Source organism: Pseudomonas sp. SDO5591_S426 (assembly GCF_054070755.1).
Genome location: NZ_JBSVXD010000057.1, coordinates 1 through 23,807, shown reverse-complemented (window position 1 = coordinate 23,807; position 23,807 = coordinate 1). Strand labels below are relative to the sequence as shown.

The 23,807-nt window shown below is 58.4% G+C and carries 29 protein-coding genes; 17 read left to right on the top strand and 12 right to left on the bottom strand.

The features are described 5' to 3' along the window. Positions 1 to 35 precede the first annotated feature (35 nt). From ACW9JC_RS13885 to ACW9JC_RS13860, 6 genes are all read left to right on the top strand, one after another. Positions 36 to 1,529, top strand: a complete 1,494-nt coding sequence (locus ACW9JC_RS13885) for an acetyl-CoA hydrolase/transferase family protein (RefSeq protein WP_457455418.1) — start codon at positions 36 to 38, stop codon at positions 1,527 to 1,529. 320 nt (positions 1,530 to 1,849) lie between these two features. Next, complete coding sequence (locus tag ACW9JC_RS13880; RefSeq protein ID WP_077047090.1) at positions 1,850 to 2,065, top strand: DUF1127 domain-containing protein; 216 nt, start codon at positions 1,850 to 1,852, stop codon at positions 2,063 to 2,065. A gap of 334 nt (positions 2,066 to 2,399) precedes the next feature. Further along, the gene (locus ACW9JC_RS13875; RefSeq protein ID WP_338584074.1) at positions 2,400 to 2,717 is read left to right on the top strand and encodes a DUF2388 domain-containing protein; all 318 of its coding nucleotides are present in this window, start codon (positions 2,400 to 2,402) and stop codon (positions 2,715 to 2,717) included. Between the two features lie 106 nt (positions 2,718 to 2,823). Then, positions 2,824 to 3,141 carry a DUF2388 domain-containing protein gene (locus tag ACW9JC_RS13870; RefSeq protein ID WP_457455415.1) on the top strand — a complete coding sequence of 106 codons (318 nt, stop codon included), beginning with the start codon at positions 2,824 to 2,826 and terminating at the stop codon, positions 3,139 to 3,141. 28 nt (positions 3,142 to 3,169) lie between these two features. Beyond that, positions 3,170 to 3,490, top strand: coding sequence for a DUF2388 domain-containing protein (locus ACW9JC_RS13865; protein ID WP_338584072.1), 321 nt, complete (start codon positions 3,170 to 3,172; stop codon positions 3,488 to 3,490). Then, positions 3,487 to 5,448, top strand: a complete 1,962-nt coding sequence (locus ACW9JC_RS13860; RefSeq protein WP_457455413.1) for a DUF7844 domain-containing protein — start codon at positions 3,487 to 3,489, stop codon at positions 5,446 to 5,448. Before ACW9JC_RS13865 ends, ACW9JC_RS13860 begins: the two co-directional genes overlap by 4 nt. A 50-nt stretch (positions 5,449 to 5,498) precedes the next feature. Here the strand turns inward: ACW9JC_RS13860 and ACW9JC_RS13855 are convergent, their stop codons facing one another. From ACW9JC_RS13855 to trpB, 3 genes are all read right to left on the bottom strand, one after another. Continuing rightward, positions 5,499 to 5,942 carry an anti-virulence regulator CigR family protein gene (locus ACW9JC_RS13855; RefSeq protein ID WP_416128688.1) on the bottom strand — a complete coding sequence of 148 codons (444 nt, stop codon included), beginning with the start codon at positions 5,940 to 5,942 and terminating at the stop codon, positions 5,499 to 5,501. 121 nt (positions 5,943 to 6,063) lie between these two features. After that, a complete protein-coding gene (trpA, locus tag ACW9JC_RS13850) occupies positions 6,064 to 6,876 on the bottom strand; it encodes a tryptophan synthase subunit alpha (protein WP_457455411.1) in 813 nt (270 codons plus the stop codon). Then, a complete protein-coding gene (gene trpB, locus ACW9JC_RS13845; protein WP_457455409.1) occupies positions 6,876 to 8,096 on the bottom strand; it encodes a tryptophan synthase subunit beta in 1,221 nt (406 codons plus the stop codon). The genes trpA and trpB overlap by 1 nt, the downstream gene beginning before the upstream one ends. 112 nt (positions 8,097 to 8,208) lie before the next feature. Between trpB and ACW9JC_RS13840 the strand changes: the two genes are divergently transcribed. Next, the gene (locus ACW9JC_RS13840; RefSeq protein WP_457455407.1) at positions 8,209 to 9,126 is read left to right on the top strand and encodes a LysR family transcriptional regulator; all 918 of its coding nucleotides are present in this window, start codon (positions 8,209 to 8,211) and stop codon (positions 9,124 to 9,126) included. Here the strand turns inward: ACW9JC_RS13840 and ACW9JC_RS13835 are convergent. Next, positions 9,099 to 9,425: a DUF883 family protein gene (locus tag ACW9JC_RS13835; protein ID WP_416128692.1), complete on the bottom strand. Its 327-nt coding sequence runs from the start codon at positions 9,423 to 9,425 to the stop codon at positions 9,099 to 9,101. The genes ACW9JC_RS13840 and ACW9JC_RS13835 overlap by 28 nt on opposite strands. 157 nt (positions 9,426 to 9,582) lie before the next feature. Here ACW9JC_RS13835 and ACW9JC_RS13830 point away from each other — a divergent pair, with 157 nt between their 5' ends. Together ACW9JC_RS13830 and ACW9JC_RS13825 are read left to right on the top strand one after the other, a co-directional pair. Next, entirely contained in the window at positions 9,583 to 9,798 is a 216-nt protein-coding gene (locus ACW9JC_RS13830; protein ID WP_008027736.1) for a dodecin, read from the top strand. A gap of 123 nt (positions 9,799 to 9,921) precedes the next feature. Next, a complete protein-coding gene (locus tag ACW9JC_RS13825) occupies positions 9,922 to 10,143 on the top strand; it encodes a DUF1161 domain-containing protein (RefSeq protein WP_338584063.1) in 222 nt (73 codons plus the stop codon). A gap of 65 nt (positions 10,144 to 10,208) precedes the next feature. Here the strand turns inward: ACW9JC_RS13825 and ACW9JC_RS13820 are convergent, their stop codons facing one another. Further along, on the bottom strand, positions 10,209 to 11,210 hold the full coding sequence (locus ACW9JC_RS13820) for an LLM class flavin-dependent oxidoreductase (RefSeq protein ID WP_457455404.1): 1,002 nt from the start codon (positions 11,208 to 11,210) through the stop codon (positions 10,209 to 10,211). A 241-nt stretch (positions 11,211 to 11,451) separates the two neighbouring features. Here ACW9JC_RS13820 and ACW9JC_RS13815 point away from each other — a divergent pair, with 241 nt between their 5' ends. Then, positions 11,452 to 11,883 (top strand): OsmC family protein, encoded by a 432-nt coding sequence (locus tag ACW9JC_RS13815; RefSeq protein WP_150704205.1) that lies wholly within the window; start codon positions 11,452 to 11,454, stop codon positions 11,881 to 11,883. 179 nt (positions 11,884 to 12,062) lie between these two features. Beyond that, a complete protein-coding gene (locus tag ACW9JC_RS13810) occupies positions 12,063 to 12,296 on the top strand; it encodes a DUF1161 domain-containing protein (protein WP_457455402.1) in 234 nt (77 codons plus the stop codon). Between the two features lie 6 nt (positions 12,297 to 12,302). Here the strand turns inward: ACW9JC_RS13810 and ACW9JC_RS13805 are convergent, their stop codons facing one another. Together ACW9JC_RS13805 and ACW9JC_RS13800 are read right to left on the bottom strand one after the other, a co-directional pair. After that, entirely contained in the window at positions 12,303 to 12,722 is a 420-nt protein-coding gene (locus ACW9JC_RS13805) for a PA0061/PA0062 family lipoprotein (protein ID WP_457455400.1), read from the bottom strand. 40 nt (positions 12,723 to 12,762) lie between these two features. After that, positions 12,763 to 13,185: a PA0061/PA0062 family lipoprotein gene (locus ACW9JC_RS13800; protein ID WP_338584057.1), complete on the bottom strand. Its 423-nt coding sequence runs from the start codon at positions 13,183 to 13,185 to the stop codon at positions 12,763 to 12,765. Between the two features lie 59 nt (positions 13,186 to 13,244). Between ACW9JC_RS13800 and ACW9JC_RS13795 the strand changes: the two genes are divergently transcribed. Beyond that, a complete protein-coding gene (locus ACW9JC_RS13795; RefSeq protein WP_457455398.1) occupies positions 13,245 to 14,327 on the top strand; it encodes an aminopeptidase in 1,083 nt (360 codons plus the stop codon). 119 nt (positions 14,328 to 14,446) lie between these two features. Here the strand turns inward: ACW9JC_RS13795 and ACW9JC_RS13790 are convergent, their stop codons facing one another. Then, entirely contained in the window at positions 14,447 to 15,097 is a 651-nt protein-coding gene (locus ACW9JC_RS13790) for an HAD family hydrolase (protein ID WP_338584055.1), read from the bottom strand. A gap of 28 nt (positions 15,098 to 15,125) precedes the next feature. Further along, a complete protein-coding gene (locus ACW9JC_RS13785; protein ID WP_338584054.1) occupies positions 15,126 to 15,671 on the bottom strand; it encodes a gamma carbonic anhydrase family protein in 546 nt (181 codons plus the stop codon). 89 nt (positions 15,672 to 15,760) lie between these two features. Between ACW9JC_RS13785 and prlC the strand changes: the two genes are divergently transcribed. Both prlC and ACW9JC_RS13775 read left to right on the top strand, forming a co-directional pair. Then, entirely contained in the window at positions 15,761 to 17,812 is a 2,052-nt protein-coding gene (gene prlC / locus ACW9JC_RS13780) for an oligopeptidase A (RefSeq protein WP_457455395.1), read from the top strand. Then, entirely contained in the window at positions 17,809 to 18,096 is a 288-nt protein-coding gene (locus ACW9JC_RS13775) for a YheV family putative zinc ribbon protein (protein ID WP_338584052.1), read from the top strand. The genes prlC and ACW9JC_RS13775 overlap by 4 nt, the downstream gene beginning before the upstream one ends. A 43-nt stretch (positions 18,097 to 18,139) precedes the next feature. On the opposite strand, the gene ACW9JC_RS13770 is transcribed toward ACW9JC_RS13775, so the two are convergent. From ACW9JC_RS13770 to ACW9JC_RS13760, 3 genes are all read right to left on the bottom strand, one after another. Next, positions 18,140 to 18,784, bottom strand: a complete 645-nt coding sequence (locus ACW9JC_RS13770) for a phosphatase domain-containing protein (RefSeq protein WP_457455393.1) — start codon at positions 18,782 to 18,784, stop codon at positions 18,140 to 18,142. A 109-nt stretch (positions 18,785 to 18,893) separates the two neighbouring features. After that, a complete protein-coding gene (locus ACW9JC_RS13765; RefSeq protein ID WP_457455391.1) occupies positions 18,894 to 19,442 on the bottom strand; it encodes a hypothetical protein in 549 nt (182 codons plus the stop codon). An 84-nt stretch (positions 19,443 to 19,526) separates the two neighbouring features. Continuing rightward, positions 19,527 to 19,829, bottom strand: a complete 303-nt coding sequence (locus tag ACW9JC_RS13760; protein ID WP_457455389.1) for a hypothetical protein — start codon at positions 19,827 to 19,829, stop codon at positions 19,527 to 19,529. A 220-nt stretch (positions 19,830 to 20,049) separates the two neighbouring features. On the opposite strand from ACW9JC_RS13760, the gene ACW9JC_RS13755 reads away from it, so the two are divergent. From ACW9JC_RS13755 to ACW9JC_RS13745, 3 genes are all read left to right on the top strand, one after another. Continuing rightward, a complete protein-coding gene (locus tag ACW9JC_RS13755; protein ID WP_457455387.1) occupies positions 20,050 to 21,108 on the top strand; it encodes a PA0069 family radical SAM protein in 1,059 nt (352 codons plus the stop codon). A 242-nt stretch (positions 21,109 to 21,350) separates the two neighbouring features. Continuing rightward, entirely contained in the window at positions 21,351 to 22,082 is a 732-nt protein-coding gene (locus ACW9JC_RS13750) for a carbonic anhydrase (RefSeq protein ID WP_338584047.1), read from the top strand. 90 nt (positions 22,083 to 22,172) lie between these two features. Continuing rightward, positions 22,173 to 23,699, top strand: coding sequence for a SulP family inorganic anion transporter (locus ACW9JC_RS13745; RefSeq protein WP_338584046.1), 1,527 nt, complete (start codon positions 22,173 to 22,175; stop codon positions 23,697 to 23,699). Positions 23,700 to 23,807: the final 108 nt, after the last annotated feature.

Sequence of the window (23,807 nt, the reverse complement as noted above, 5' to 3'; positions counted from 1 at the left end):
CGCATCCTGCTACCCGTTGCTCGAGATAACAATCCATGTACCGTGACCGTATTCGCCTGCCTTCGTTGTTGGATAAAGTGATGAGCGCCACCGAGGCTGCCGCTCTGATTGAAGACGGCATGACCGTCGGCATGAGCGGCTTCACCCGCGCTGGCGAAGCCAAGGCCGTACCCCACGCACTGGCCGAACGGGCCAAGGTCACTCCGCTGAAAATCAGCCTGATGACCGGTGCCAGCCTGGGCAACGACCTCGACAAGCAGCTCACCGAAGCGGGTGTCCTGTCACGACGCATGCCATTCCAGGTGGATAGCACTTTGCGCAAGGCGATCAACGCCGGTGAAGTGATGTTCATCGACCAGCACCTCTCGGAAACCGTCGAGCAGCTGCGCAACCAACAACTGAAGCTGCCGGACATTGCGGTGATCGAAGCGGTAGCCATCACCGAACAAGGCCATATCGTGCCGACCACTTCCGTGGGCAACTCGGCCAGCTTCGCGATTTTTGCCAAACAGGTGATCGTTGAGATCAACCTCGCGCACAACCCGAATCTCGAAGGCCTGCACGACATCTATATTCCGACCTATCGCCCGACCCGCACGCCGATTCCACTGGTCAAGGTCGACGATCGCATTGGCAGCACGGCCATCCCGATTCCACCGGAAAAAATCGTCGCGATCGTGATCACCAATCAATCCGACTCGCCATCCACCGTGCTGCCCCCGGACGTTGATACTCAGGCCATTGCCGACCACCTGATCGGCTTCTTCAAACAGGAAGTGGATGCCGGGCGCATGACCAACAAGCTCGGTCCGCTGCAGGCCGGGATCGGTACGATCGCCAACTCGGTGATGTGCGGCCTGATCGATTCGCCGTTCGAAGACCTGACGATGTATTCCGAAGTACTTCAGGACTCGACCTTCGATCTGATCGACGCCGGTAAATTGAGCTTTGCCTCGGGCAGCTCGATCACGCTGTCGAGCCGCCGTAACGCCGACGTGTTCGGCAACCTGGAACGCTACAAGGACAAGCTGGTCCTGCGCCCGCAGGAGATTTCCAACCACCCTGAAGTGGTACGTCGCCTCGGCATCATCGGCATCAACACGGCGCTCGAGTTCGACATTTATGGCAACGTCAACTCCACCCACGTGTGTGGCACGCGGATGATGAACGGCATTGGCGGTTCCGGTGACTTCGCGCGCAACGCACATCTGGCGGTATTCGTAACCAAGTCGATCGCCAAGGGTGGCGCGATTTCCAGCGTAGTGCCGATGGTCAGCCATGTTGACCACACCGAGCATGACGTCGACATCCTCGTCACTGAAGTCGGTCTGGCCGACCTGCGCGGCCTGGCGCCTCGGGAACGCGCACGCGTCATCATCGATAACTGTGTGCACCCGGATTATCGCCAAGCCCTCAACGACTACTTCACTGCCGCTTGCGCACTCGGCGGACACACGCCTCACATCCTGCGTGATGCCCTCAGTTGGCACATGAACCTGGAAGCAACCGGGCGAATGCTTGCCGTGTGATTGGTACAGATGGCAGCTGACGCAAACACATTTTCGTCAGCTTGCCGTTGCCAAGCCATTTCATTCCAAAAACTGTACTGCTGTACTGGTCATTTCCTACGGCTTTTCCCTACGACCACCCTTCAAATCATTAAAAACGCACCATAAGCGAGCAGACAGGTACAGTTGCCTCAATTTCGACCAGTACACCGCCTATAAACAGTTAACTGAGCTCTCACAATACAGATGAACTGTATCTACAGAGACTAGGCAAACGAGAGGATCATGGGCACCAGTTAAACCACTACCTAATCCCGCCACAAGCGGAAGGATGACCCACCATGGAACGTACACTCAGTTCCGATCTGTTCTTTCAAGACACTGCTGCAAAAACCCAGGCTTCCATGCCTCTGCGCGTTATCGCCAACCTGATGCTGTGGCAGCGCCGCATCTCCAGCCGCCACCAACTGGCTCGCCTGGATTCGCGTCTGCTGGCTGATGCCGGGATTAGCGAAGCACAACGCTACGAAGAGCTGAGCAAGCCGTTCTGGCGCTAAGTTAGCGTCGCTGGCTCTGACCTATAGGGTCCACCGCCAGCAACCCGAATTGAACAAGCAAAACCCGTCGTGGGAAACCACGGCGGGTTTTGTCGTTTTAGCGAGTGAAAAATCAAAAGCAGTACAGTTTCAATAAAACTGAATTACACCTGCACAGTTAAACCGATAGACTTTATCTGACCTGGGCACTGGGCCAGATCAACACGATCAGATTGTCGCGGCGTCTCCCAGAGGCCTACTATCAATTCAGACTGTGGCGAACAAACACCCCCTGACGTCTGACTCATCAGACACTGCGCCACTTTTCAATCGGCTTACCCAAAGGAGTTACACCATGTCCCGTCTTCGTCTGCTCAGCGCTGCTGCCCTGCTTGCCGTGGCTGCCAATGCCCACGCCACCAGCTTCATCGTGACCACCGATGCCGTCGTCGGTGCACTCAAAGCCACCTCCGATGCGACCTCCGACGTCACGTCTTCGTTTAAAGATGACAAGATCGTGCTCGCCGCCCGTGACGACGCCGCCAGTTTCGTCGCCAGCGAAGGCGCCATTCGTGGCGTAAAACTGGAAAGCGCGCTCGACCACATTCGTCATCAGTCGCCACAGCTGAACGCAACCGATGCACAACTGGCTCAAGCGATCCTGACGATCTAAGCGACGTACTGACGTGGGACACGCCCAGCGTGTCCCAATGTTTCAGCGCTGGCTCTAGACCGGGCGTTGCGCTAGCCTTGGGACTCACGTTCAACTGTCGAGTCTCATGCGTTTTCTTTCAAATCTGTTCGCCACTTCAATCTTTCTTGCGGCCAGCTATTCGGGTTCGGCGCATGCCTTTGACGCCTTCAACCTGTCGACCCAGGGCACCGTGGCCAGCGGTTACGCCACGAGCATGGTGACCTCTGCGCCCTTCGATCATAAACTGCTGCTCGCCGCCCGGGATGATGCCGCAGCATTCATCGCCACTGACGGCCAACTGAGAGGCGCACAACTGGAGTCGGCCCTGCGTTATCTGCGTCAGACCGAGCCAAAACTTCATGTCAGCGACCTTGAACTGGCACAGGCAATTCTCGTCCAATAGTTATTCCCTGTTTCCCCGGAGTCGTTCCATGCGTAACCCGCTGATTGTCGCCACCCTAGGCCTGTTGTTGTTGGCTGACGTGGCCCAGGCCCAAACCCTGGTTGCCACCAGCAACATTCTTATCCGCGCGACCCAGCGCACACTCGATTTCACGTCTGATACCACGACGTCGATTCGCGACTCGAAAATCGTTCGCGAAGCCCAGGACGATGCCGCCAGTTTCGTCGCCAGCAACGGCGATATTCGTGGTGCACATCTGGAATCCGCGTTCGATTTGTTGCGCACCCGAGTGCCAGAAGCTCGCGATGCCAGTGACCAGGATCTAGCTGAAGCCATCCTCGCACTGTGAGGCGGCCAACAGCCTGGCTGTTGGCCGGGGCGCTGTTGCTGTTCGGCACCAGCGCCAACGCCGGCCTGGAATTACGCCTCAAGACTGACGGTCTGAGTCCTGCACAGCAGCAAGCCAGCCAGGCCTTGCTCGATGAAGCCATGCAGGCGCTGCCACCGCGTTTCATCGAGCAACTGGACCGACGCATCGACGTCGGCTGGACCGATGACATGCCCGCTAACGCCTACGGTCAGGCGTCGCTGGTGTCCGAGCTCGATTTGAATCGCAAGCTGCTGGCCAGCCTCACCGACGGTAGCGCCGCAACCAAGAAAACCTACCGTCCCCATGGCACCGTGCGCCGGGAAATGCTCGCGACGGTGTTGCACGAACTGACCCACATCTACGACCGCTCGCGCCTGTGGACGCAGGCGGAGCGCACACTGATCCAGCGTTGCAGCCGTCAGGACAGCAGCTCGGGTCTGGTTGGCATACCCGATCAGTGTCGCGGCCAGTCCGGCCGCCGTTTCACCCTAAGCGATGACCCGCGCCTGCTCGACCTCGCCGGTTGGCAGCAATACGTTGGCCGTCGCGGCGAACGCGAGCAGCACAACCGTCAGATCGCGCGCAGCCCGGACATCTACGAAACCAGCAGCCCGAAGGAGTTTGTCGCGGTCAACATGGAGTATTTCCTCCTCGACCCGAGTTACGCCTGCCGTCGTCCTGCCCTATACCGCTACTACAAAGAACACTTCGGCTGGGCACCCGCCGCCAAAGACGCCTGCGGCAAAACCTTCGCCTTCCTCAATGCTGGCAACGACTTCGCCAAGACACCATTGGGCCAGGTCGATCCAGAGCGGGTGTATGCCGTCGATTACCTGCTGGCCGAGGCCAACCAGAACTGGGTCAGCCGTTGGGGCCACAGCATGTTGCGGCTGGTGATCTGCAAGCCGGGTAGACCACGCGGTCCGGACTGTCGCCTGGACCTGGATCAGCACCTGGTGCTGTCCTACCGCGCCTTCGTCGGCGATGTGCAGCTATCGAGCTGGGATGGATTGGTGGGCAAATACCCGTCGCGCCTGTTTGTGTTGCCGTTGGCCCAAGTGATCGACGAATACACCAAGACTGAATTGCGCAGCCTCGCTTCGGTGCCACTTAATCTGTCGCGCAGCGAGATTGAAGGCGTGGTGGAGCGTGCCGCCGAGATGCACTGGAGCTACGACGGCAACTACTTCTTCCTGTCCAACAACTGCGCGGTGGAGGAGCTGAAGTTACTGCGCAGCGGCACCAACAATTCAAAACTGGTCGCTCTGGACAACATCATGCCCAACGGCCTCCTTGAAGTGCTGAAAGGGCGCGAGCTGGCAGATACCAGCGTGCTGGACGATCCCCGGGAAGCACTGCGCCTGGGCTATCGGTTCGACTCCTTCCGCGATCGCTATCAAGCAATGTTCGAAGTGCTGAAAAAGCACTTGCCGGTCAAACAGGAAACCGTCGAAGACTGGCTGGATTTGAAGGCCGAAGACCGCCGCAAATGGTTCGAACAGGCTGACTTGCGCACTAGCGCCGCACTGCTGCTGCTGGAACAGGCGAGTTTCAGGCGCCAGTTATTGCTGGCTCAGGACGAAGTCAAACAGCGTTATCTGGGCGCCCGTGAACTGAAAAACGGTGGAATGGACAAGGCTAACGCGACACTCAGGCAAATTCTCGATAACAGCGGCTTCCTCAGTCGTCCAGCGGAGCTACTCGGCAGCGGCGGGTATGGCTTGCCCCAGCCGAATGAATGGCAACGCCTGGAATCGGAAAGCAGCCTGCGCCAGAAACAGCTTCAGGCACTGACCGGGGATCTGGACAAGGAAGTTCGAGCACTGCTTGAGCCGAAGCGCGCAGCCGAGATGGCGGCCAACGAAGCCAACGTGAAACAGATCGGCGAACATCTGCGCAAGCTGCACAAAGCAGCGGGCGGCCTGGAGCTGCCGTAAAAAAGGGTCTCGCGGCAAACCGCCGCGAGACCCTTTTTCCTAGACGCTAATCAAAGCACCCCTTCGAGAATTTCATAAACCACCCCGCTTCCTACGGCGATCAGCACAACATCACCACCCGCCCGGCGCCATTCGTAGCCGGGGTAGTACGGAAGCCGACTCAGTGCGCGGTTGTCCAGGCGTTCGCCGTAATAGCCGCGAGGCAGTGGCCGGCCGCGCTCCAGATGAATGCCTGGAGGCGGCGGCGCGCCACGGACGAAATAGTCATGGTGGTCGTGAATCGTCTGGCGCACCGGGCCAAAGTCCCGTGGCGGCGGTCCCCCGCGATGGTTGTCTTGCCCGCCACGATGATCGTTATCGTGGTTGTCGTAATGCCCCTGCTGCGGGCCGCCGTGGTCATGATCGTCGCGTTGATCGGCGCTGGCGTGCAGCAACGGAGTCGCACTGAGCATCAGCACACCCAGGCTGGCAATCAGACGTTTCGGCATTTTCATCAGGTATTTCCTCACAACACAAACAGCAAAAAGGGCTTCAGAACATAGTCCTGAAGCCCTCGGTCTTGCTGATTAGTCTGTGCCGGAAGGCTCTAATTCCTCTGTATCAGGAACTTTACCTTCAGCTGACGCGAGCCTTACGCACGCCCTCGGACAACGCCGAGCAAAGGCTCAGTACGCCGTCCACTGCCTGCTCCGGCGTCGTCGCATTGGCGATGTGATCGATCAACGCCGAACCCACCACAACACCATCGGCCAGACGCGCGATGTTCGCCGCTTGCTCTGGTGTGCGAATGCCGAAACCGATGCTGATCGGCAGATCGGTATGGCGACGCAGACGAGCGACCGCCTCTTCGACGTGCTCCAGCGTCGCTGCGCCAGCACCGGTCACACCGGCCACCGAAACGTAGTACACGAACCCGGAGCTGCCATTGAGAACAGTCGGCAAACGCACGTCATCGGTGGTCGGTGTGGTCAGGCGGATAAAGTCCAAACCTGCCGCCTGCGCCGGGTCGCACAGCTCACCGTTATGCTCCGGTGGCAGGTCAACCACGATCAGACCGTCAACACCGGCCTCTTTGGCTTCAACAATGAAACGCGGCACGCCGTACATGTGGATCGGGTTGAAGTAACCCATCAGCACCAGTGGCGTCTCGGTATTGCCTTCGCGGAACTCGCGAACCATTTGCAGGGTTTTCGCCAGGTTCTGCTTGGCAGCCAACGCGCGGATGTTGGCGAGTTGGATCGCCGGACCATCGGCCATTGGATCGGTGAAGGGCATGCCCAACTCGATCACATCGGCGCCAGCCGCCGGCAAGCCTTTGAGGATCGCCAACGAGGTGTCGTAGCTCGGGTCGCCAGCGGTGACGAAGGTCACCAGGGCGGCGCGGTTCTGTTCCTTGAGTTCGGCAAAACGTGTTTGCAGGCGGCTCATCAGTGTTTCTCCTGCTGCGATTGTTCCATGTGGTGCATCACGGTCTGCATGTCTTTGTCGCCACGGCCAGACAGGTTGACCACCATCAGGTGATCTTTCGGCAGCTTCGGTGCGCGTTTGAACACTTCAGCCAAAGCGTGGGCGCTTTCCAGGGCAGGAATGATCCCTTCCAGGCGGCAGCATTTGTGGAATGCATCGAGTGCCTCGTCATCCGTCACCGAGGTGTACTGTACGCGGCCGATGTCATGCAACCAGGCGTGTTCCGGACCGATACCCGGGTAGTCCAGGCCGGCGGAAATCGAGTGGGCATCGATGATCTGGCCATCGTCGTCCTGCAACAGGAAGGTGCGATTGCCGTGCAGCACACCCGGTACGCCGCCGTTCAGGCTGGCCGCGTGTTTGCCGGTTTCGATGCCGTAGCCGGCCGCTTCAACACCGATGATGTCCACGCTCTTGTCGTCGAGGAACGGGTGGAACAGGCCCATTGCGTTGGAACCACCGCCGATGCACGCCACCAGACTGTCCGGCAGGCGGCCTTCCTGGGCTTGCAACTGGTCGCGGGTTTCCTTGCCGATGACGGCCTGGAAGTCGCGAACCATCGCTGGATAAGGGTGCGGACCGGCCACGGTGCCGATCAGATAGAAAGTGCTGTCGACGTTGGTCACCCAGTCCCGCAGGGCTTCGTTCATCGCGTCCTTCAGGGTGCCGGTGCCGGCCACGACCGGGATCACTTCAGCGCCCAGCAGCTTCATGCGGAATACGTTGGCCTGCTGACGCTCGATGTCAGTGGTGCCCATGTAGATCACGCAATCCAGGCCGAAACGTGCCGCAACGGTAGCGGTCGCCACGCCGTGCATGCCGGCGCCGGTCTCGGCGATGATGCGTTTTTTGCCCATGCGCCGCGCCAGCAGGATCTGGCCGATGCAGTTGTTGATCTTGTGCGCGCCGGTGTGGTTCAGCTCTTCACGCTTGAGATAAATCTTCGCGCCGCCGCAGAACTCGGTCAGGCGTTCGGCGAAATACAGCGGACTTGGACGACCGACGTAGTCGCGCTGGAAGTAGGCCAATTCTTCTTTGAATGCAGGATCTTCCTTGGCCGCTTCGTATTCGCGGGCCAGATCGAGGATCAACGGCATCAGGGTTTCAGCGACGTAACGGCCGCCGAACGCGCCAAACAGGCCGTTGGCGTCAGGGCCGTTGCGCAGATTAGTCTGGGTCATGGGGCGCTCCAGTTGAATGCGTGAAGTGACAATGAGGTCCACTCTACCCCTGACGTACCAGACTGAAAACCGATAAGATCGCCGCAACCTGTCAGGAAAACTCACAGATCTCATGAGCCACGATCTCCCACCGCTGAACGCCCTGCGCGCCTTCGAAGCAACGGCTCGCCTGAACAGTGTCAGTCAGGCCGCCGAGCAGCTGCACGTCACTCACGGCGCAGTCAGTCGTCAGCTGAAAGTGCTGGAAGAACACCTCGGCGTAAGTCTTTTCATCAAGGATGGTCGCGGCCTTAAACTCACAGATGCCGGCCTGCGTTTGCGCGACGCCAGCGCTGAAGCGTTCGAGCGCCTGCGTACCGTGTGCGCTGAAATCACCCAGAGCACCGCCGATGCGCCTTTTGTACTCGGCTGTTCGGGAAGCTTGCTGGCCCGATGGTTCATTCCGCGTCTGGGGCGGTTGAACGCTGATTTGCCGGACTTGCGTCTGCACCTGTCGGCTGGCGAAGGTGATCTCGACCCCCGCCGTCCAGGCCTGGACGCCTTGCTGGTGTTTGCCGAGCCACCCTGGCCAGCGGACATGCAGGTGTTCGAGCTCGCCAGCGAACGGATCGGCCCGGTGATGAGTCCACGGTTTGCCGGATATGAACGGCTCAAGTCGGCTCCCGCCACAGCGCTGCTGAGCGAATCAGTGCTGCACACCACCTCGCGCCCGCAAGCCTGGCCCAGCTGGGCGCAACAAAGTGGCCTCGACGCCAAAGCGTTGAAGTACGGACAGGGTTTCGAGCATTTGTATTACTTGCTGGAGGCGGCCGTGGCCGGGCTGGGCGTGGCGATTGCCCCTGAACCGCTGGTGGCCGAAGACTTGAAGGCGGGTCGCCTGGTCGCACCGTGGGGTTTCAGCGAAACCCCGGCGCATTTGGCGTTGTGGTTACCCAAGCGCGCCGCGGACGGGCGCGCCCGGCAACTGGCGCATTGGCTCAAAAACGAGCTGCGCCAGGCAGATCAGTCACCGCGTTTGAACAACAGGTAAGCCGCCAGCAGGCCCAGCGCACCAACGGCAACACCGGCTGTAGTCCAAGGGTGTTCCTGGGCGTAGTCCCGGGTCGCGATTCCGGTTTCCCGGGTTTTCACCTTGACCTCTTCATAGGCATCGGCGAGCAGATGGCGCGAGTGTCTCAGCGCGTTCTCGGCGTTGCCTTTAAGCACCTTGAGGGTTTTACGCGACTCGTCCGAGGCGTCGTCCTTCAGGTTTTCCAAGGATTTGAGCAGACTCTCGATCTCCGCTTCCATGCTTTGCAATGAGGCTTTACGTAACGAGCTGTTGGCCATGGTGGCTCTCCTGCATTGTTGATGAGTGGCGTGTGTTGGTTGGGACTTCAGGGGCTCGAGAAAGTGCAGTAAATGTGAACTCCCATGTCGGACGAACCGACAGAAGTAAGACGGAAATTCACTGCTAGGCTGTATTTCACACCCTAAGGAGAACGCCATGACTGACCATCACACCTACAAGAAAGTCGAACTGGTCGGCTCGTCCACCAGCAGTATCGAAGACGCGATCAACAACGCACTGGCCGAGGCCAGTAAAAGTCTCAAGTACATGGAATGGTTTGAAGTCACCGAAACCCGTGGGCATATCAAGGATGGCAAGGCAGCGCACTTCCAGGTCACCCTCAAGGTCGGATTCCGGATTGCCAGCAGCTGACTTTGGTCTAGTCTTCTGAACTTGCGCGCTGGCCGAATGCCACAAGGAATGGCAAAGCGCTGAATGAGCGTGTCCGGCCAGTGCCTGGATGCCCCTTTTTGATCCGACCAGAGAATGCGACCGATGAAGAAGTTTATTTTGGCGGTAGGTTTGTTGAGCCTGGCGGGTACTGCCTTCGCTGACGGCAAATCCTGCGAAGAGCTGAAAGCCGAGATCGCCGCAAAGCTTGATGCCAAGGGCGTTTCCAATTATTCGCTGGAGATCGTCGACAAAGGCAGTGCGGCTGACGGAAAAGTCGTCGGCACCTGTGAAAAGGGTACGAAGGAAATTGTCTACAAACGCTAGGGTGAACCGCTGTGTATGAAAAAGCCGACGCATAACGTCGGCTTTTTTATGTGCTGAACGAAATCTCAGCCCTTCATGACTTGCGCCAATAGCTCGTAGGAATGCAGACGATCGGCGTGTTCATACAGGTCGCAGGTAAAAATCAGCTCGTCGGGCTGGGTCTGCTCGATCAACACGTCCAGTTTCGCCCGGATCTTCTGCGGGCTGCCAATCATGGCCAGCCCCAGGAAGTCCTGCACCGCGGCTTTCTCATGGGGCAGCCATAGACCATCCATGGTTTGCACCGGCGGACGCTGCACCAGGCTCTGGCCACGCATCAACGCGAGAATGCGCTGGAACACTGAAGTCGCCAGGTAATCGGCCTGCTCATCGGTGTCGGCAGCCACCAATGGCACGCCGAGCATTACGTAGGGCTTGTCCAGCACGGCTGAAGGCTTGAAGTGATTGCGATAGACGCGAATGGCTTCGTGCATGAAGCGCGGTGCGAAATGGGAGGCGAAGGCGTAGGGCAAACCGCGTTCACCTGCCAGTTGTGCGCTGAACAGGCTGGAGCCCAACAGCCAGATCGGCACATTGGTTCCGGTACCGGGCATTGCGATGACGCGTTGGTCCGGAGTGCGTGGGCCGAGATAACGCACCAGTTCAGCGACATCTTCAGGGAAGTCGTCGGCGCTGCCGGAACGCTCGCGGCGCAGCGCACGGGCGGTCATCTGATCGGAACCGGGAGCACGACCGAGACCCAGGTCAATGCGGTCCGGATACAGACTTTCCAGGGTGCCGAACTGTTCGGCAATCACCAGCGGTGCGTGGTTAGGCAACATTACGCCGCCGGAACCCACGCGAATGGTCGACGTGCCGCCCGCGAGATAACCCAGCAGCACCGAGGTCGCGGAACTGGCGATGCCGTCCATGTTGTGGTGTTCGGCGACCCAGAAGCGGTGGTAGCCGAATTTCTCGACGTGCTGCGCCAGGTCCAGCGAGTTGCGCAGCGACTGGGCCGCGCTGCCGTTTTCCCGCACGGGGACCAGATCGAGAGTCGAGAACTTGATATCGGACAGTCGTTTCATGAACCTGCTTCTCCAATTGAGGGCGCAGGTTTTTTCTTGCGAACGAAAACCTGCCGATTCTATAAGCGTGTTTCATGCAATGTGGGCATATACCCGAGTTTCAATAGCACGGGAAAAATTCCTACCAAAAAAGCGGACCGATCGGATGAAGTGAACTTTGCGTCACCGTCTATCCTCAGAACCCTAGCGACCAAAACCACGAAGGCGCGACGCTTCGCGCCGGATCTTGAGGAGACAAGGCATGGCTATCATCAAGAAAGCATCGGCCCACTGGGAAGGTGATCTGAAAACCGGCATCGGCTCGATTTCCACGGAAACCGGCGTACTCAGGGAAGCGCCTTATGGCTTCAAGGCGCGCTTCGAAGGCGGCAAGGGTACCAACCCGGAAGAGCTGATCGGCGCCGCGCATGCGGGTTGTTTCTCCATGGCCTTCTCCATGATTCTCGGTGACGCAGGACTCAAGGCCGACAGTATCGATACCAATGCCGAAGTCACTCTGGACCAGGTAGACGGCGGTTTTGCGATCACGGCGGTGAAACTGATTCTCAAGGCGAAAATTCCCGGCGCCAGCCAGGCGCAATTCGAAGAACTGAGCAACAAGGCCAAGGAAGGTTGCCCGGTTTCCAAGGTGCTGAATGCCAAGATCAGTCTTGACGCGACTTTGGTGAATTAAACCAGCTCAAAGATCGCAGCCTGCGGCAGCTCCTACAAAGGCAGAGTGAATCTGTAGGAGCTGCCGAAGGCTGCGATCTTTTTGCGTTGAAACAAAACAACAGTCGCAAAACTATGGTCGAATAAATGACAGCAGCAAAAACGCATGTCCATGCGCGCTGCCTCAAAGGAGCTTCAACCATGAAACGTTTTGCCTTGGCGGTTATCTGTTGCGCAATGGCCACTTCGGCTTTGGCGGCACCGAAACCCTGTGAAGAACTCAAGGCCGAAATCGAAGCCAAGATCCAGGCCCGCGGGGTGATGTCCTACACCCTGGAGATCGTTCGCAACGACGAAGTACACGATCAGAACATGGTCGTAGGTTCGTGCGAAAACGGCACCAAGAAAATCATCTATCAGAAGAATGACCGCTGATCGGCCTCACGGCACACAGTTGATCTGGCGCTCTTCTGCGACAATTTCATGTTTGGCGTTATACAGCCGTGCTTCGGGGGTGAACGCCATGGAGCGAGCTTGCAGCAGATAACGCTGACCGGCCTCGAAGTGATCGTACTTGATGATCATGTAGCACAGCCGCTCCGAACCACCGCCAAACAAGTCCGAACCGCCGCTCGGCACTTCGAAGTCGAAACGCACAGTCAGTTCGTGGCTACCGGGAGTCACCTGGAAAAAACGCCCCTCGCGTAAACGCTGATTGTCCAGTCGCTCGGCCATCAGCAATTTATCGTTGGGAAATGGCGTAGAGAAGTCGACCCACGCCATATTCGGATTGGCCGCCGGCATCGGAGTCGAACAGCCGGCCATCGCACTCGCGGCCAGTAACAGCATCAACCTGCGCATGATGAATGTCCCAATGTCGGGATCTTCAGAATAGCGCCGATCAGGTGCGTTGGCAGCCTGCAGGTGTGCCTTGGCCAATTACTTTTCGCTGCTGATCGTAGAGCTTGGCCCACGGCCTGAAACCGATATTCCCCGCTTGCAATTGATAGCGCTCGCCCGCGTTGAAGTCGTTGAATTTCACATTCATCTGGCAATCACGCCAGAGTGGCTCGGCGTCGGGCCCGATGTTGGTGGGCTGGACCGGGAATTGATAACGGACCGTCAGCTCATGGCTGCCGGGCTGCACCTCAAAATAGCGTTTATCGGTGGCCGCTTTATTATCCACCTCCACCGCCAGCAGGGCCGTGTCTTCCTGATGCGACTCCAGATCGATCCATGCTTGCGTCGGATCATGGTGAGGCAATCCGAATCCAGCACAACCGGCCAGCGTCAGCAGGCCTCCCGTCAGCATCAATTTGCGCATAGCGGAGCTCCAGTCAAGCGGGATAGTCTTGCGAGCAGACTCTCCGGGAATTTTTTATTTTGATAAGGCTGCGTCCAAGCCCTGGGTTACTTGATCGCGTTTTGCGCGTTTTGTTTCCGGGTGTGTTGTTTTTGTTGCTCAACGGTTGTTCCAGCGTCAGCTACTACAGCCAATTGGCCAGCGGTCAGCTGCAACTGCTGCGGGCACGAGAGCCGGTTTCCAGTGTGATTGCCGACCCACAGCGCGATGAGAAACTGCGTGCGCACCTGGCCCAATCACAAAAAGCCCGGACCTTCGCCAGCCGACAGCTGCACCTGCCGGACAATCAGAGCTATCGCCTGTATGCCGACATCGGCCGGCCCTATGTGGTCTGGAACGTGTTCGTCACGCCGGAATTTTCCCTGAAGCCACAGAACCATTGCTTCCCGATTGCCGGTTGCGTGGCCTATCGCGGGTACTACAGCCAGAGTGCGGCTCGCGGTGAGGCGGCGTTACAACGCCTACAGGGCATGGACGTGTCAATCGGAGGTGTCGAGGCGTATTCGACCCTGGGCTGGTTTAACGACCCGATCATGAACTCGATGATGGGCTGGGGCGATGAGCGCCTGGCCACGCTGATTTTTCACGAACTGGCGCACCAGCGCGTTTATGTGAAGGACGACACGGAGTTCAACGAGTCATTCGCCACCTTCGTCGAGCAGGAAGGCACCCGCCAATGGCGCGCTTACCGCAGCCTGCCGCCTGAAAGCGGGACACAGGCGCAACAACGGGATCAATTCATTCAGCTGGTGCTGGACACCCGCACCCGACTGGAAAAACTGTACACCCTGCCGCTGCCGCCCGAGCAAATGCGTCGACGCAAAGCTGAAGCGTTCGAGCAATTGCGCAGCGAATACCGACAGATGCGTGACAGCCAATGGGCCGGGGACAAACGTTACGACGCGTGGATCAATGCGCCGATGAACAATGCCCGGTTACTGCCGTTTGGTTTGTATGACCAGTGGGTGCCGGCGTTTAGTGCGCTGTTTGAGCAGGTGGATGGGGATTGGGTGAGGTTTTATGCCGAAGTCGAGAAACTTGGCGCGCTGCCAGTTGATCAGCGTAAAGCTGCATTGAAGACTTTGGCAGGTTCTGACAGTTGATGTGGCTGGGCTGACGTCATCGCGGGCAAGCCTTGCTCCTACAGGAGGTATTGTCGAACCACAATGTTGTGAACGACATTAATCCGTAGGAGCAAGGCTTGCCCGCGATGGCGATTTAATTAATGCCGCAAAAACGCCTGATGCATCTCGTCCAGCGTTTCAAAATGGAAGGCCGGGGCTTCGGCACTCAGCTCTTCCCGACTGCCAAACCCATACCCCACCGCCGCCGCATCCAACCCATTGCTGCGCGCACCGATCAAGTCGTGCTTGCGGTCGCCGATCATCAGGGTATTGGCCGGGTCCAGGCCTTCTTCCGCAATCAGGTGCGCGATCAATTCGACCTTGTTGGTCCGGGTGCCGTCCAGTTCGCTGCCGTAGATCACTTTGAAGTGTTTGGCGAAGTCGAAATGCCGGGCGATTTCCCGGGCGAAAACCCATGGCTTGGAGGTGGCGATGTACAGCTGTCGCCCTTGTCCGCCAAGGGTTTCGAGCAGCGGCGTGACGCCATCGAACACGCGGTTTTCGTACAGGCCGGTGACCTTGAAACGCTCGCGATAGAAATTCACCGCTTCCCAGGCTTTCGGCTCATCGAAGTCATAAAACTGCATGAACGCCTGCAACAACGGCGGGCCGATGAAGTGTTCGAGTTTGGTCAGGTCGGGCTCATCGATGCCGAGCTTGCTCAAGGCAAACTGAATCGAACGGGTGATGCCTTCACGCGGGTCGGTGAGGGTGCCATCAAGGTCGAACAGAACGGTTTGGTAATGCATGAAAATTCCTGGGCAATAGCGAGACGTTTCAGACCTGATCGTAGCCTTCGGCCAGATGCAGATCCTTGAGCTTCACGTAGTTCGCCGCGCTGTAGGTGAAAAAGGCTTGTTCCTTGTCAGTCAGTGGCCGGATCTGTTTCACCGGGCTACCGACATACAGGAATCCGCTTTCCAGGCGCTTGCCCGGTGGCACCAGGCTGCCGGCGCCAATGATCACATCGTCGGCAACCACTGCGCCGTCCATGACGATGCTGCCCATGCCGATCAAAACCCGACTGCCGACGGTGCAGCCATGGAGCATGACTTTGTGGGCGATGGTCACGTCATCACCGATCAGCAACGGGAAACCGTCAGGGTTGAACGGCCCGGCATGGGTAATGTGCAGCACGCAGCCATCCTGCACGCTGGTGCGCGCACCGATGCGGATGCGGTGCATGTCGCCGCGGATCACCGTCAATGGCCACACCGAGCTGTCTTCGCCGATCTCGACGTCGCCGATCACCACCGCCGAACGGTCGACAAAAGCGCCTTTGCCCAGCAGCGGCGTGTGGTTCTGATACTTGCGAAGATTCACGATAGGGTTTCTCTCTGTTGCTGATAGCTGCGGTGAACGTCGATTGTAATTAAGATGGCTGCATGTTTCTTCCAGCCAAGGTGCCAACCGTGAGCGTGAACAACCCTCTTTTGCAGTCCTACGACCTGCCGCCGTTCTCCGCGATCCGTGCCGAGCATGTGCAACCGGCCATTGAACAGATCCTGGCTGACAATCGCGCTGCCATTATCGAGATCCTCAAGACCCAGGGCAAACAACCGACCTGGGCCGGCCTGGTGCTGGCGATGGACGAACTCAACGATCGCCTGGGCGCCGCCTGGAGCCCGGTCAGCCATTTGAATGCCGTGTGCAACAGCGCCGAACTGCGTGAAGCCTACGAGTCGTGCCTGCCAGCCTTGAGCGCCTACTCCACCGAAATGGGCCAGAACCGTGAACTGTTCCAGGCCTATGAAGCCCTGGCCAACAGCCCGGAAGCCGCCGGTTTCGATGTGGCGCAGAAAACTATCCTGGAACACGCCCTGCGTGACTTCCGTCTGTCGGGTATCGACCTGCCGGAAGCGGAGCAAAAACGCTACGCCGAAGTGCAGAGCAAACTCTCCGAGCTGGGCAGTCGATTCTCCAATCAGTTGCTCGACGCGACCCAGGCCTGGACCAAGCACATCACCGATGAAGCCGCCCTCGCCGGCCTGACCGATTCAGCCAAGGCGCAAATGGCCGCCGCCGCTCAAGCCAAGGATCTGGATGGCTGGCTGATCACCCTGGAATTCCCGAGCTACTACGCGGTGATGACCTACGCCCACGACCGTGGCCTGCGCGAAGAAGTCTACGCCGCCTACTGCACGCGTGCGTCGGATCAAGGCCCGAATGCCGGGCAGAACGATAACGGCCCGGTCATGGAAGAAATTCTCGACCTGCGTCAGGAACTGGCAAAACTTCTGGGCTTCGCCAGTTTCTCGGAGTTGAGCCTGGCCACCAAAATGGCCGAGTCCAGCGATCAAGTGTTGAGCTTCCTGCGCGATCTGGCCCAACGCAGCAAACCGTTCGCCGCGCAGGATCTGCAACAGCTCAAGGCTTACGCCGCCGAACAAGGTTGCCCGGACCTGCAAAGCTGGGACAGCGGTTTCTACGGTGAAAAACTCCGCGAGCAGCGTTACAGCGTTGCCCAGGAAGCCCTGCGCGCCTATTTCCCGATCGATAAAGTGCTGGGCGGCCTGTTCGCCATCGTGCAACGTCTGTACGGCATCGAAATCGCCGAACAGAAAGGCTTCGACACCTGGCACCCGGATGTTCGCCTGTTCGAAATCAAGGAAAACGGTCAGCACGTCGGCCGCTTCTTCTTCGACCTCTACGCCCGCGCCAACAAGCGTGGCGGCGCGTGGATGGACGGAGCCCGCGACCGCCGCCGCACCGCTGGCGGTGTGCTGCAAAGCCCGGTGGCCAACCTGGTGTGCAACTTCACCCCGGCCGACAGCGGCAAGCCTGCGCTGCTGACCCACGATGAAGTGACCACCCTGTTCCACGAGTTCGGTCACGGCCTGCATCACTTGCTGACCCGCGTCGAGCATGCCGGTGTCTCCGGTATCAACGGCGTGGCCTGGGATGCGGTCGAGTTGCCGAGCCAGTTCATGGAAAACTGGTGCTGGGAACCGGAAGGCCTGGCGCTGATTTCCGGTCACTATGAAAGCGGTGAGCCACTGCCGCAGGACCTGCTGCAGAAAATGCTCGCGGCGAAAAATTTCCAGTCCGGCCTGATGATGGTCCGCCAGTTGGAGTTCTCGTTGTTCGACTTCGAACTGCACGCCACCCATGGCGACGGCCGCAGTGTGCTGCAAGTGCTCGAAGGCGTGCGCGACGAAGTTTCGGTCATGCGTCCGCCGGCCTACAACCGCTTCCCTAACAGCTTCGCCCACATCTTCGCTGGCGGTTATGCCGCGGGTTACTACAGCTACAAATGGGCTGAAGTGCTGTCCGCCGACGCGTTCTCGAAGTTTGAAGAAGAAGGCGTGCTCAATGCCGCCACCGGTCGTGCGTTCCGGGAAGCGATTCTCGCCCGCGGGGGTTCCCAGGAGCCGATGGTGCTGTTCGTCGACTTCCGTGGCCGTGAGCCATCGATTGACGCACTCTTGCGCCACAGCGGCCTGAGTGAGGACGCGGCAGCATGAGTGAGGGTCCTGTGATTACCAAACGACGCTTTATCGCCGGCGCGGTCTGCCCGGCTTGCAGTGAGCCGGACAAGTTGATGATGTGGAATGAAGACAGCGTGCCACATCGCGAGTGTGTGGCCTGCGGCTATTCCGATACGCTGAATGAACAAGGTCTGTCGGTGCCCAAGGAGTTGGGCACCCGGGTCAACACGTCCGCCCTGAAAGCACCGGACACCAAGGTTCAGGCTGTGCAGTTTTTCCCGAACCCGAAGCTGAAAAAGAAAACTGACGAACAGCATTGATCAGAAAAACGCCTTCCTCTGCGCAATGCAGGGGAAGGCGTTGCTACTGAAGATGAGCCGACTGGAACCAGTTTTTCATTGAACACGCCGCGAACGGGGTCGTACTGCAATCGCCGTTGACCAACGCCTCGCGCAACTTGTCGACATCCGCCTGCATCATGTAACGAACCCCGTCCTTGAAATGGGTGCTGTCACCAAAGCCACCCTGAGTCATTTCGCTCAGCGCGTCCTCCTTGCTCCAACCTTGCACCACCACCCTGTACATGGCCGCGATCAGGCCGGTGCGGTCAGAGCCGTGCTTGCAGTGCATCAGCACCGGGCCGTTGGCTTCGGCGGTTTGAATGGTGCGCAGGGCCTTGAGTATGTCTGCGTCATCCACATGATTGGTGCGATAGGGCAGTTGTACTTGGGTGATATCAGGCGTACTCAGCCAGCGTGAATCCGATTCGGGCAGGAACGTGATAACGGTCCCCACCTTGAGTCGTTTCAGTAAAGGCACCGCTCCCTGGTCCGGCATGGCGCTTCGATAGAGCGTCGGGGACATTTGGTAGAGGTTGTATTGCACCTCGACCGATTGAGCCCACTCTGCCGGGCGCGGCGAAGTGCCGTCGTCAGCCCGTGCAGGCATAAGGTTGAACAGTGCGACCAGCGACAGGCACATCGCTGGGATAAAACGCGGTAGGGACATGCTGGGTTGACCGTTCAGGAAGGGACGGGAAGTTACCTGCGAGCATCCCCCTAGAGCGGTCAAAGGCCTGTGAGTTGTCTGTCAAAGAATCGTGAAGCCGTAGCCCGGATTACAGTTTCAGTTTGATGAAGGCTTGAAGCAACCCGTTCAGTGCGGTCCCATAGTCAAACAAATTTCCAGTTACAGGGTTGCGCCCCCTAACTTCAAATGGCGAGCCGGAATCCGCAGCTTTGGTCTCGTACACGCGCTGGCTATACAGTTGGTGATCATCCTCATCAATGTCGAACTCCTCAACAGCCACTCGAAGCTCGGGTGGTTCAGTGGGAAGATGATAGAGGTACACTATTCCGTCTGAAGCAATTACTAGTTGGTCATAAAAGGCGAGCGCAAGTTGTGTGAGGGCGGCAACGTCCTTTTCGTCGATGCTATTGTCTGGAGTGACATTGATATCTGACCATGGGTCAAAATCGAGCTTTGTAGTATTGCCATATTCTTCTATATGAAGTGTCACGGAGGGCACAATTGCAAGAATATCCGCGAACTGATCCATTGTTTTGTCCGGATATTCGCCAGCCCTTATCAGCTTGACAACTACCTGCACATCTTCGGTCGTCTCTATTTGTTGTAGATAAACACCGGTTTTTATGGGAATAGACATTTTTATCCTCGTGGCTGAGTTGAATGCACGCGGAATCCGCATGCATTCGGCAATAGCGCTTTCCAGTAATCTGAAAGGTAGGGATCAGGGATTTACGATACTGGCGTACGCCTTGGCCAGTGCCTGTAACTTGGCTTTGTCATCGGCACCAATGACCCGGTCCCCGTCTACATCCTTGTCAACGGTGCGGATACTGAAAGAGTTGCCAAGGTCTGTGGAGGTAGCCGTGAAAAAAACCGAATCAACCAGAGCTTCGACTTGTTGCTCATTCTGCGCATCCCAGCTTTGCTCCTTGCGAGCAAGTTGCAGCGAAACAACGGTATTAGGTTCCGATGGGCCCGGCTGCATAAGTTGAAGAAAAATACCGCGCGAATTAAAGAACGACATAAATAAATCCTTTTATTTGTTTGCTGTAGTGGGTGTTAATTGGAGATCCGAATATACGAGCTAACTTTTAATCCAGCCATGACCTATATGTTTCGTCACTTTACTAGTTAACATGGAAGTTTGGCGTGGAGGGTCCGCCAGCCAATCAAAGGCTGAACGGTACTGGTCGACACGTGCAGTCTCGGATACTGTATGGATATACAGATCAAGGACTCCATCGATGGCCACTCCTCTGCCTCCCCGCGGTCGCGGCACTGCCGCCAACCCGCACAATCGCTTTGCTCCGAGCCGCTCGGTGGCCGAGGACGACGGCTGGTACCAGGAAGCGCCGGTGACTCAAGGCACTGAAGTGCGCATCGAGACGGCGAAAACCATCATCACCAAAAACAACTCGCCGGACCTGCCCTTCGATCGCTCGATCAATCCCTATCGCGGTTGCGAACACGGATGTATTTATTGCTACGCGCGACCAAGCCACGCTTACTGGGACATGTCGCCGGGGCTGGATTTCGAGACCAAGCTGATCGCCAAAACCAACGCTGTGGATGTGCTGGAGCAGCAGCTGTCCAAACGCGGCTACCAATGTGCGCCGATCAACCTCGGCTCCAACACCGACCCGTATCAGCCGATCGAGCGCGAATACAAGATCACGCGGCAAACCCTCGAAGTGCTGTTGCGCTACAGACATCCGGTGACCATCGTCACCAAAGGGTCGCTGATCCTTCGTGATCTCGACCTGTTGGCGGAGCTCGCCGAACAAAGGCTGGTGGCGGTGATGATCAGCCTGACCACTCTGGACGACGAGCTCAAACGCATCCTCGAACCCCGCGCCGCCGCGCCCAAAGCCCGGCTGCGGGCGATCAGGGTCATGCGCGAGGCGGGCATTCCGGTGGGGGTGCTGTGCTCGCCGATGATTCCCATGATCAACGACAGCGAACTCGAAAGCCTGCTGACCGAAGCCCAGGCGGCCGGGGCGAAAAGCGCTGCCTACATGATGTTGCGCTTGCCATTGGAAGTGGCGCCTCTGTTTGAAGAATGGCTGGCCGCCCACTATCCGCAACGGGCGGCGCATGTCCTGAGCCTGATTCGCCAGAGCCGGGGCGGCGAGCTTTACGACAGCCGCTTTGGCGCACGGATGCGCGGCGAAGGACCGTTTGCCGACCTGCTGGCGCAGCGCTTTGCCAAGACCATCAAGCGGCTGGGGCTCAATCGTCGGGAAGGTTTTAACCTGGACTGCGAAGCCTTCTGTCCGCCGGGTCGCCAAATGTCGTTGATTTGAGGACAATTGGCCTATGGTTGAGTACTGAAGGAAGCGCTCAAGAATTAAGCTGGTCACGTTTTTTGTGACCTGGAACACACGTCCTAGAGCGTTTTATTCAGTTTGAGTTAAGATTCGGCCGCTACCTTGTTCATCGAGTGACTGACGGGTCGAGCTTTCCGGCCTGGATGTTTTTTAACCAGCCACTGGCTTCACACCGGACATACGGGATAACACCCTGAGCCCGCCAAAGAGGATGAATCATGAGTGACAAGGATAAACAGCCGTTGGCTGCGTCGGCTTCTGCCCAACCCGAGGCGGAAACCGCCGATGCAGCGTTGAAGCATATCGTTGACGGCTTCTTGCATTTTCATCATGAGATCTTTCCGCAGCAGGAAGAACTCTTCAAAAAACTCGCCACGGCGCAACAGCCAAGGGCGATGTTCATTACCTGCGCCGATTCGCGCATCGTGCCTGAACTGATCACCCACAGCTCGCCTGGCGACCTGTTCGTGACCCGCAATGTCGGCAACGTCGTACCGCCTTACGGGCAGATGAATGGTGGCGTTTCCACCGCCATCGAGTATGCGGTGCTAGCGCTGGGTGTGCAGCACATCATCATCTGCGGTCATTCCGATTGCGGCGCGATGCGGGCGGTGCTCAACCCCGACAGCCTGGAAAAAATGCCCACGGTCAAAGCCTGGCTACGGCATGCGGAAGTCGCTAAAACCATGGTGCACGACAACTGCAATTGCGCCGATGAAAACGAGACCATGCATATCCTCACTGAGGAGAATGTCATCGCTCAATTGCAGCACTTGCGCACCCATCCCTCGGTAGCCTCGCGCATGGCGAACGGTCATCTGTTCATCCATGGCTGGGTCTACGACATCGAGACCAGCGAAATAAAAGCCTACGACGCCGACCAGGGTTGTTTCCTGCCACTCAATGGCAGCCTGCCCATTCCGGTGGCGACGCCCAAAGCGCGCTTCTAAAAACTCCTAAACATTTGTGTGGATAAGCCGTGGCTGCCGAACAGGCAGTCCGGCTTTGCCATGCCTGAAGAAAACTTCGGGAGAATCATCATGCGTGCTGCGCAACTCAAAGCTGTTCTGCCACGGGAGCTGTTGGCTTCGGTGGTGGTGTTTCTGGTCGCCCTGCCCTTGTGCATGGGCATTGCCATCGCCTCAGGACTACCGCCAGCCAAAGGCCTGATCACCGGGATCGTCGGGGGTTTGGTCGTGGGCTGGTTGGCGGGTTCTCCGCTGCAAGTCAGCGGGCCCGCGGCGGGTTTGGCGGTTCTGGTGTTCGAACTGGTGCGCCAGCACGGCGTGGCCATGCTCGGGCCGATCCTGTTGCTGGCGGGTTTTCTGCAACTGGTGGCCGGGCGCTTGAAGCTCGGTTGCTGGTTTCGGGTCACGGCGCCAGCGGTGGTGTACGGCATGCTCGCCGGAATTGGCGTGCTGATCGTACTTTCGCAGGTGCATGTGATGCTCGACGCAGCGCCGAAACCGTCCGGCCTGGATAACCTCACGGCGTTTCCCGGTGCGGTGGCCCAGGCATTGCCATCGTTCGGTTGGCAGGCCGGTTTGCTCGGTCTATCGACCATTGCCGTGATGTGGCTGTGGGAAAAATTCCGCCCGCATTCATTGCGCTTCGTCCCCGGAGCGTTGCTTGGGGTGGGTCTGGCGACAATCGCCAGTCTGGTGCTGGCATTGCCGGTCAAACGTGTTGAGGTCCCGGCGAACCTGGCGGAGGCGATTGACTGGCTGCGCCCGGCGGACCTGCTCAACCTCGCCGACCCGAGCCTGCTGATCGCTGCATTCGCGGTGGCGTTCATCGCCAGCGCCGAAACCTTGCTGTCCGCCGCGGCCGTGGACCGCATGCACAGCGGCCAACGTTCTGACTTTGATCGCGAACTGTCAGCCCAAGGCGTGGGCAACATGCTCTGCGGCTTGCTCGGCGCGTTGCCGATGACCGGGGTGATCGTGCGCAGTTCGGCCAACGTCCAGGCCGGTGCCACCACCCGCTACTCGACGATTTTCCATGGCCTCTGGCTGCTGGCGTTCGTGTTGTTGCTGTCGAGTGTGCTGCAAAGCATTCCGGTGGCGAGCCTGGCCGGTGTACTGGTTTACACGGGTTTCAAACTGGTCGACCTCAAGGCCTTCCGCGGTCTGGGTCGCTATGGCCGGATGCCGATGTTCACCTACGCCGCGACGGCCTTGGCGATCATCTTCACTGACTTGTTGACCGGCGTACTGATCGGTTTCGGCCTGACCCTGGTGAAACTGGCGCTGAAGGCTTCACGGTTGAAAATCAGCCTGATCGATCTACCCCAGGACGGCGAGATGGAGTTGCGTCTGGTGGGTGCGGCGACGTTTCTCAAAGTGCCGGCGTTGACCAAAGTACTGGGCAGCATTGCACCGGGCACGACGGTGCATGTGCCGCTCAATAACCTGAGCTACATCGATCATTCGTGTCTGGAATTGCTGGAGGAATGGGGTCGGGCGAATGCGGCCAAAGGCTCGAAGCTGTTGATCGAGTCGCGGGGGTTGAAGCGCAGGTTGGAGGGGCGAGTGCGGACTAATATCGGTATAGGCGCGGCAGGCTAACCTGTTGGAGCGAGGCTTGCCCGCGATGGCGGTGTGTCAGTCGACATAATGTTTGAACGTGGTGGGGTTCTCGCGGGCCAGCCCGCTCCCACAAGTATTTCCTGTTCC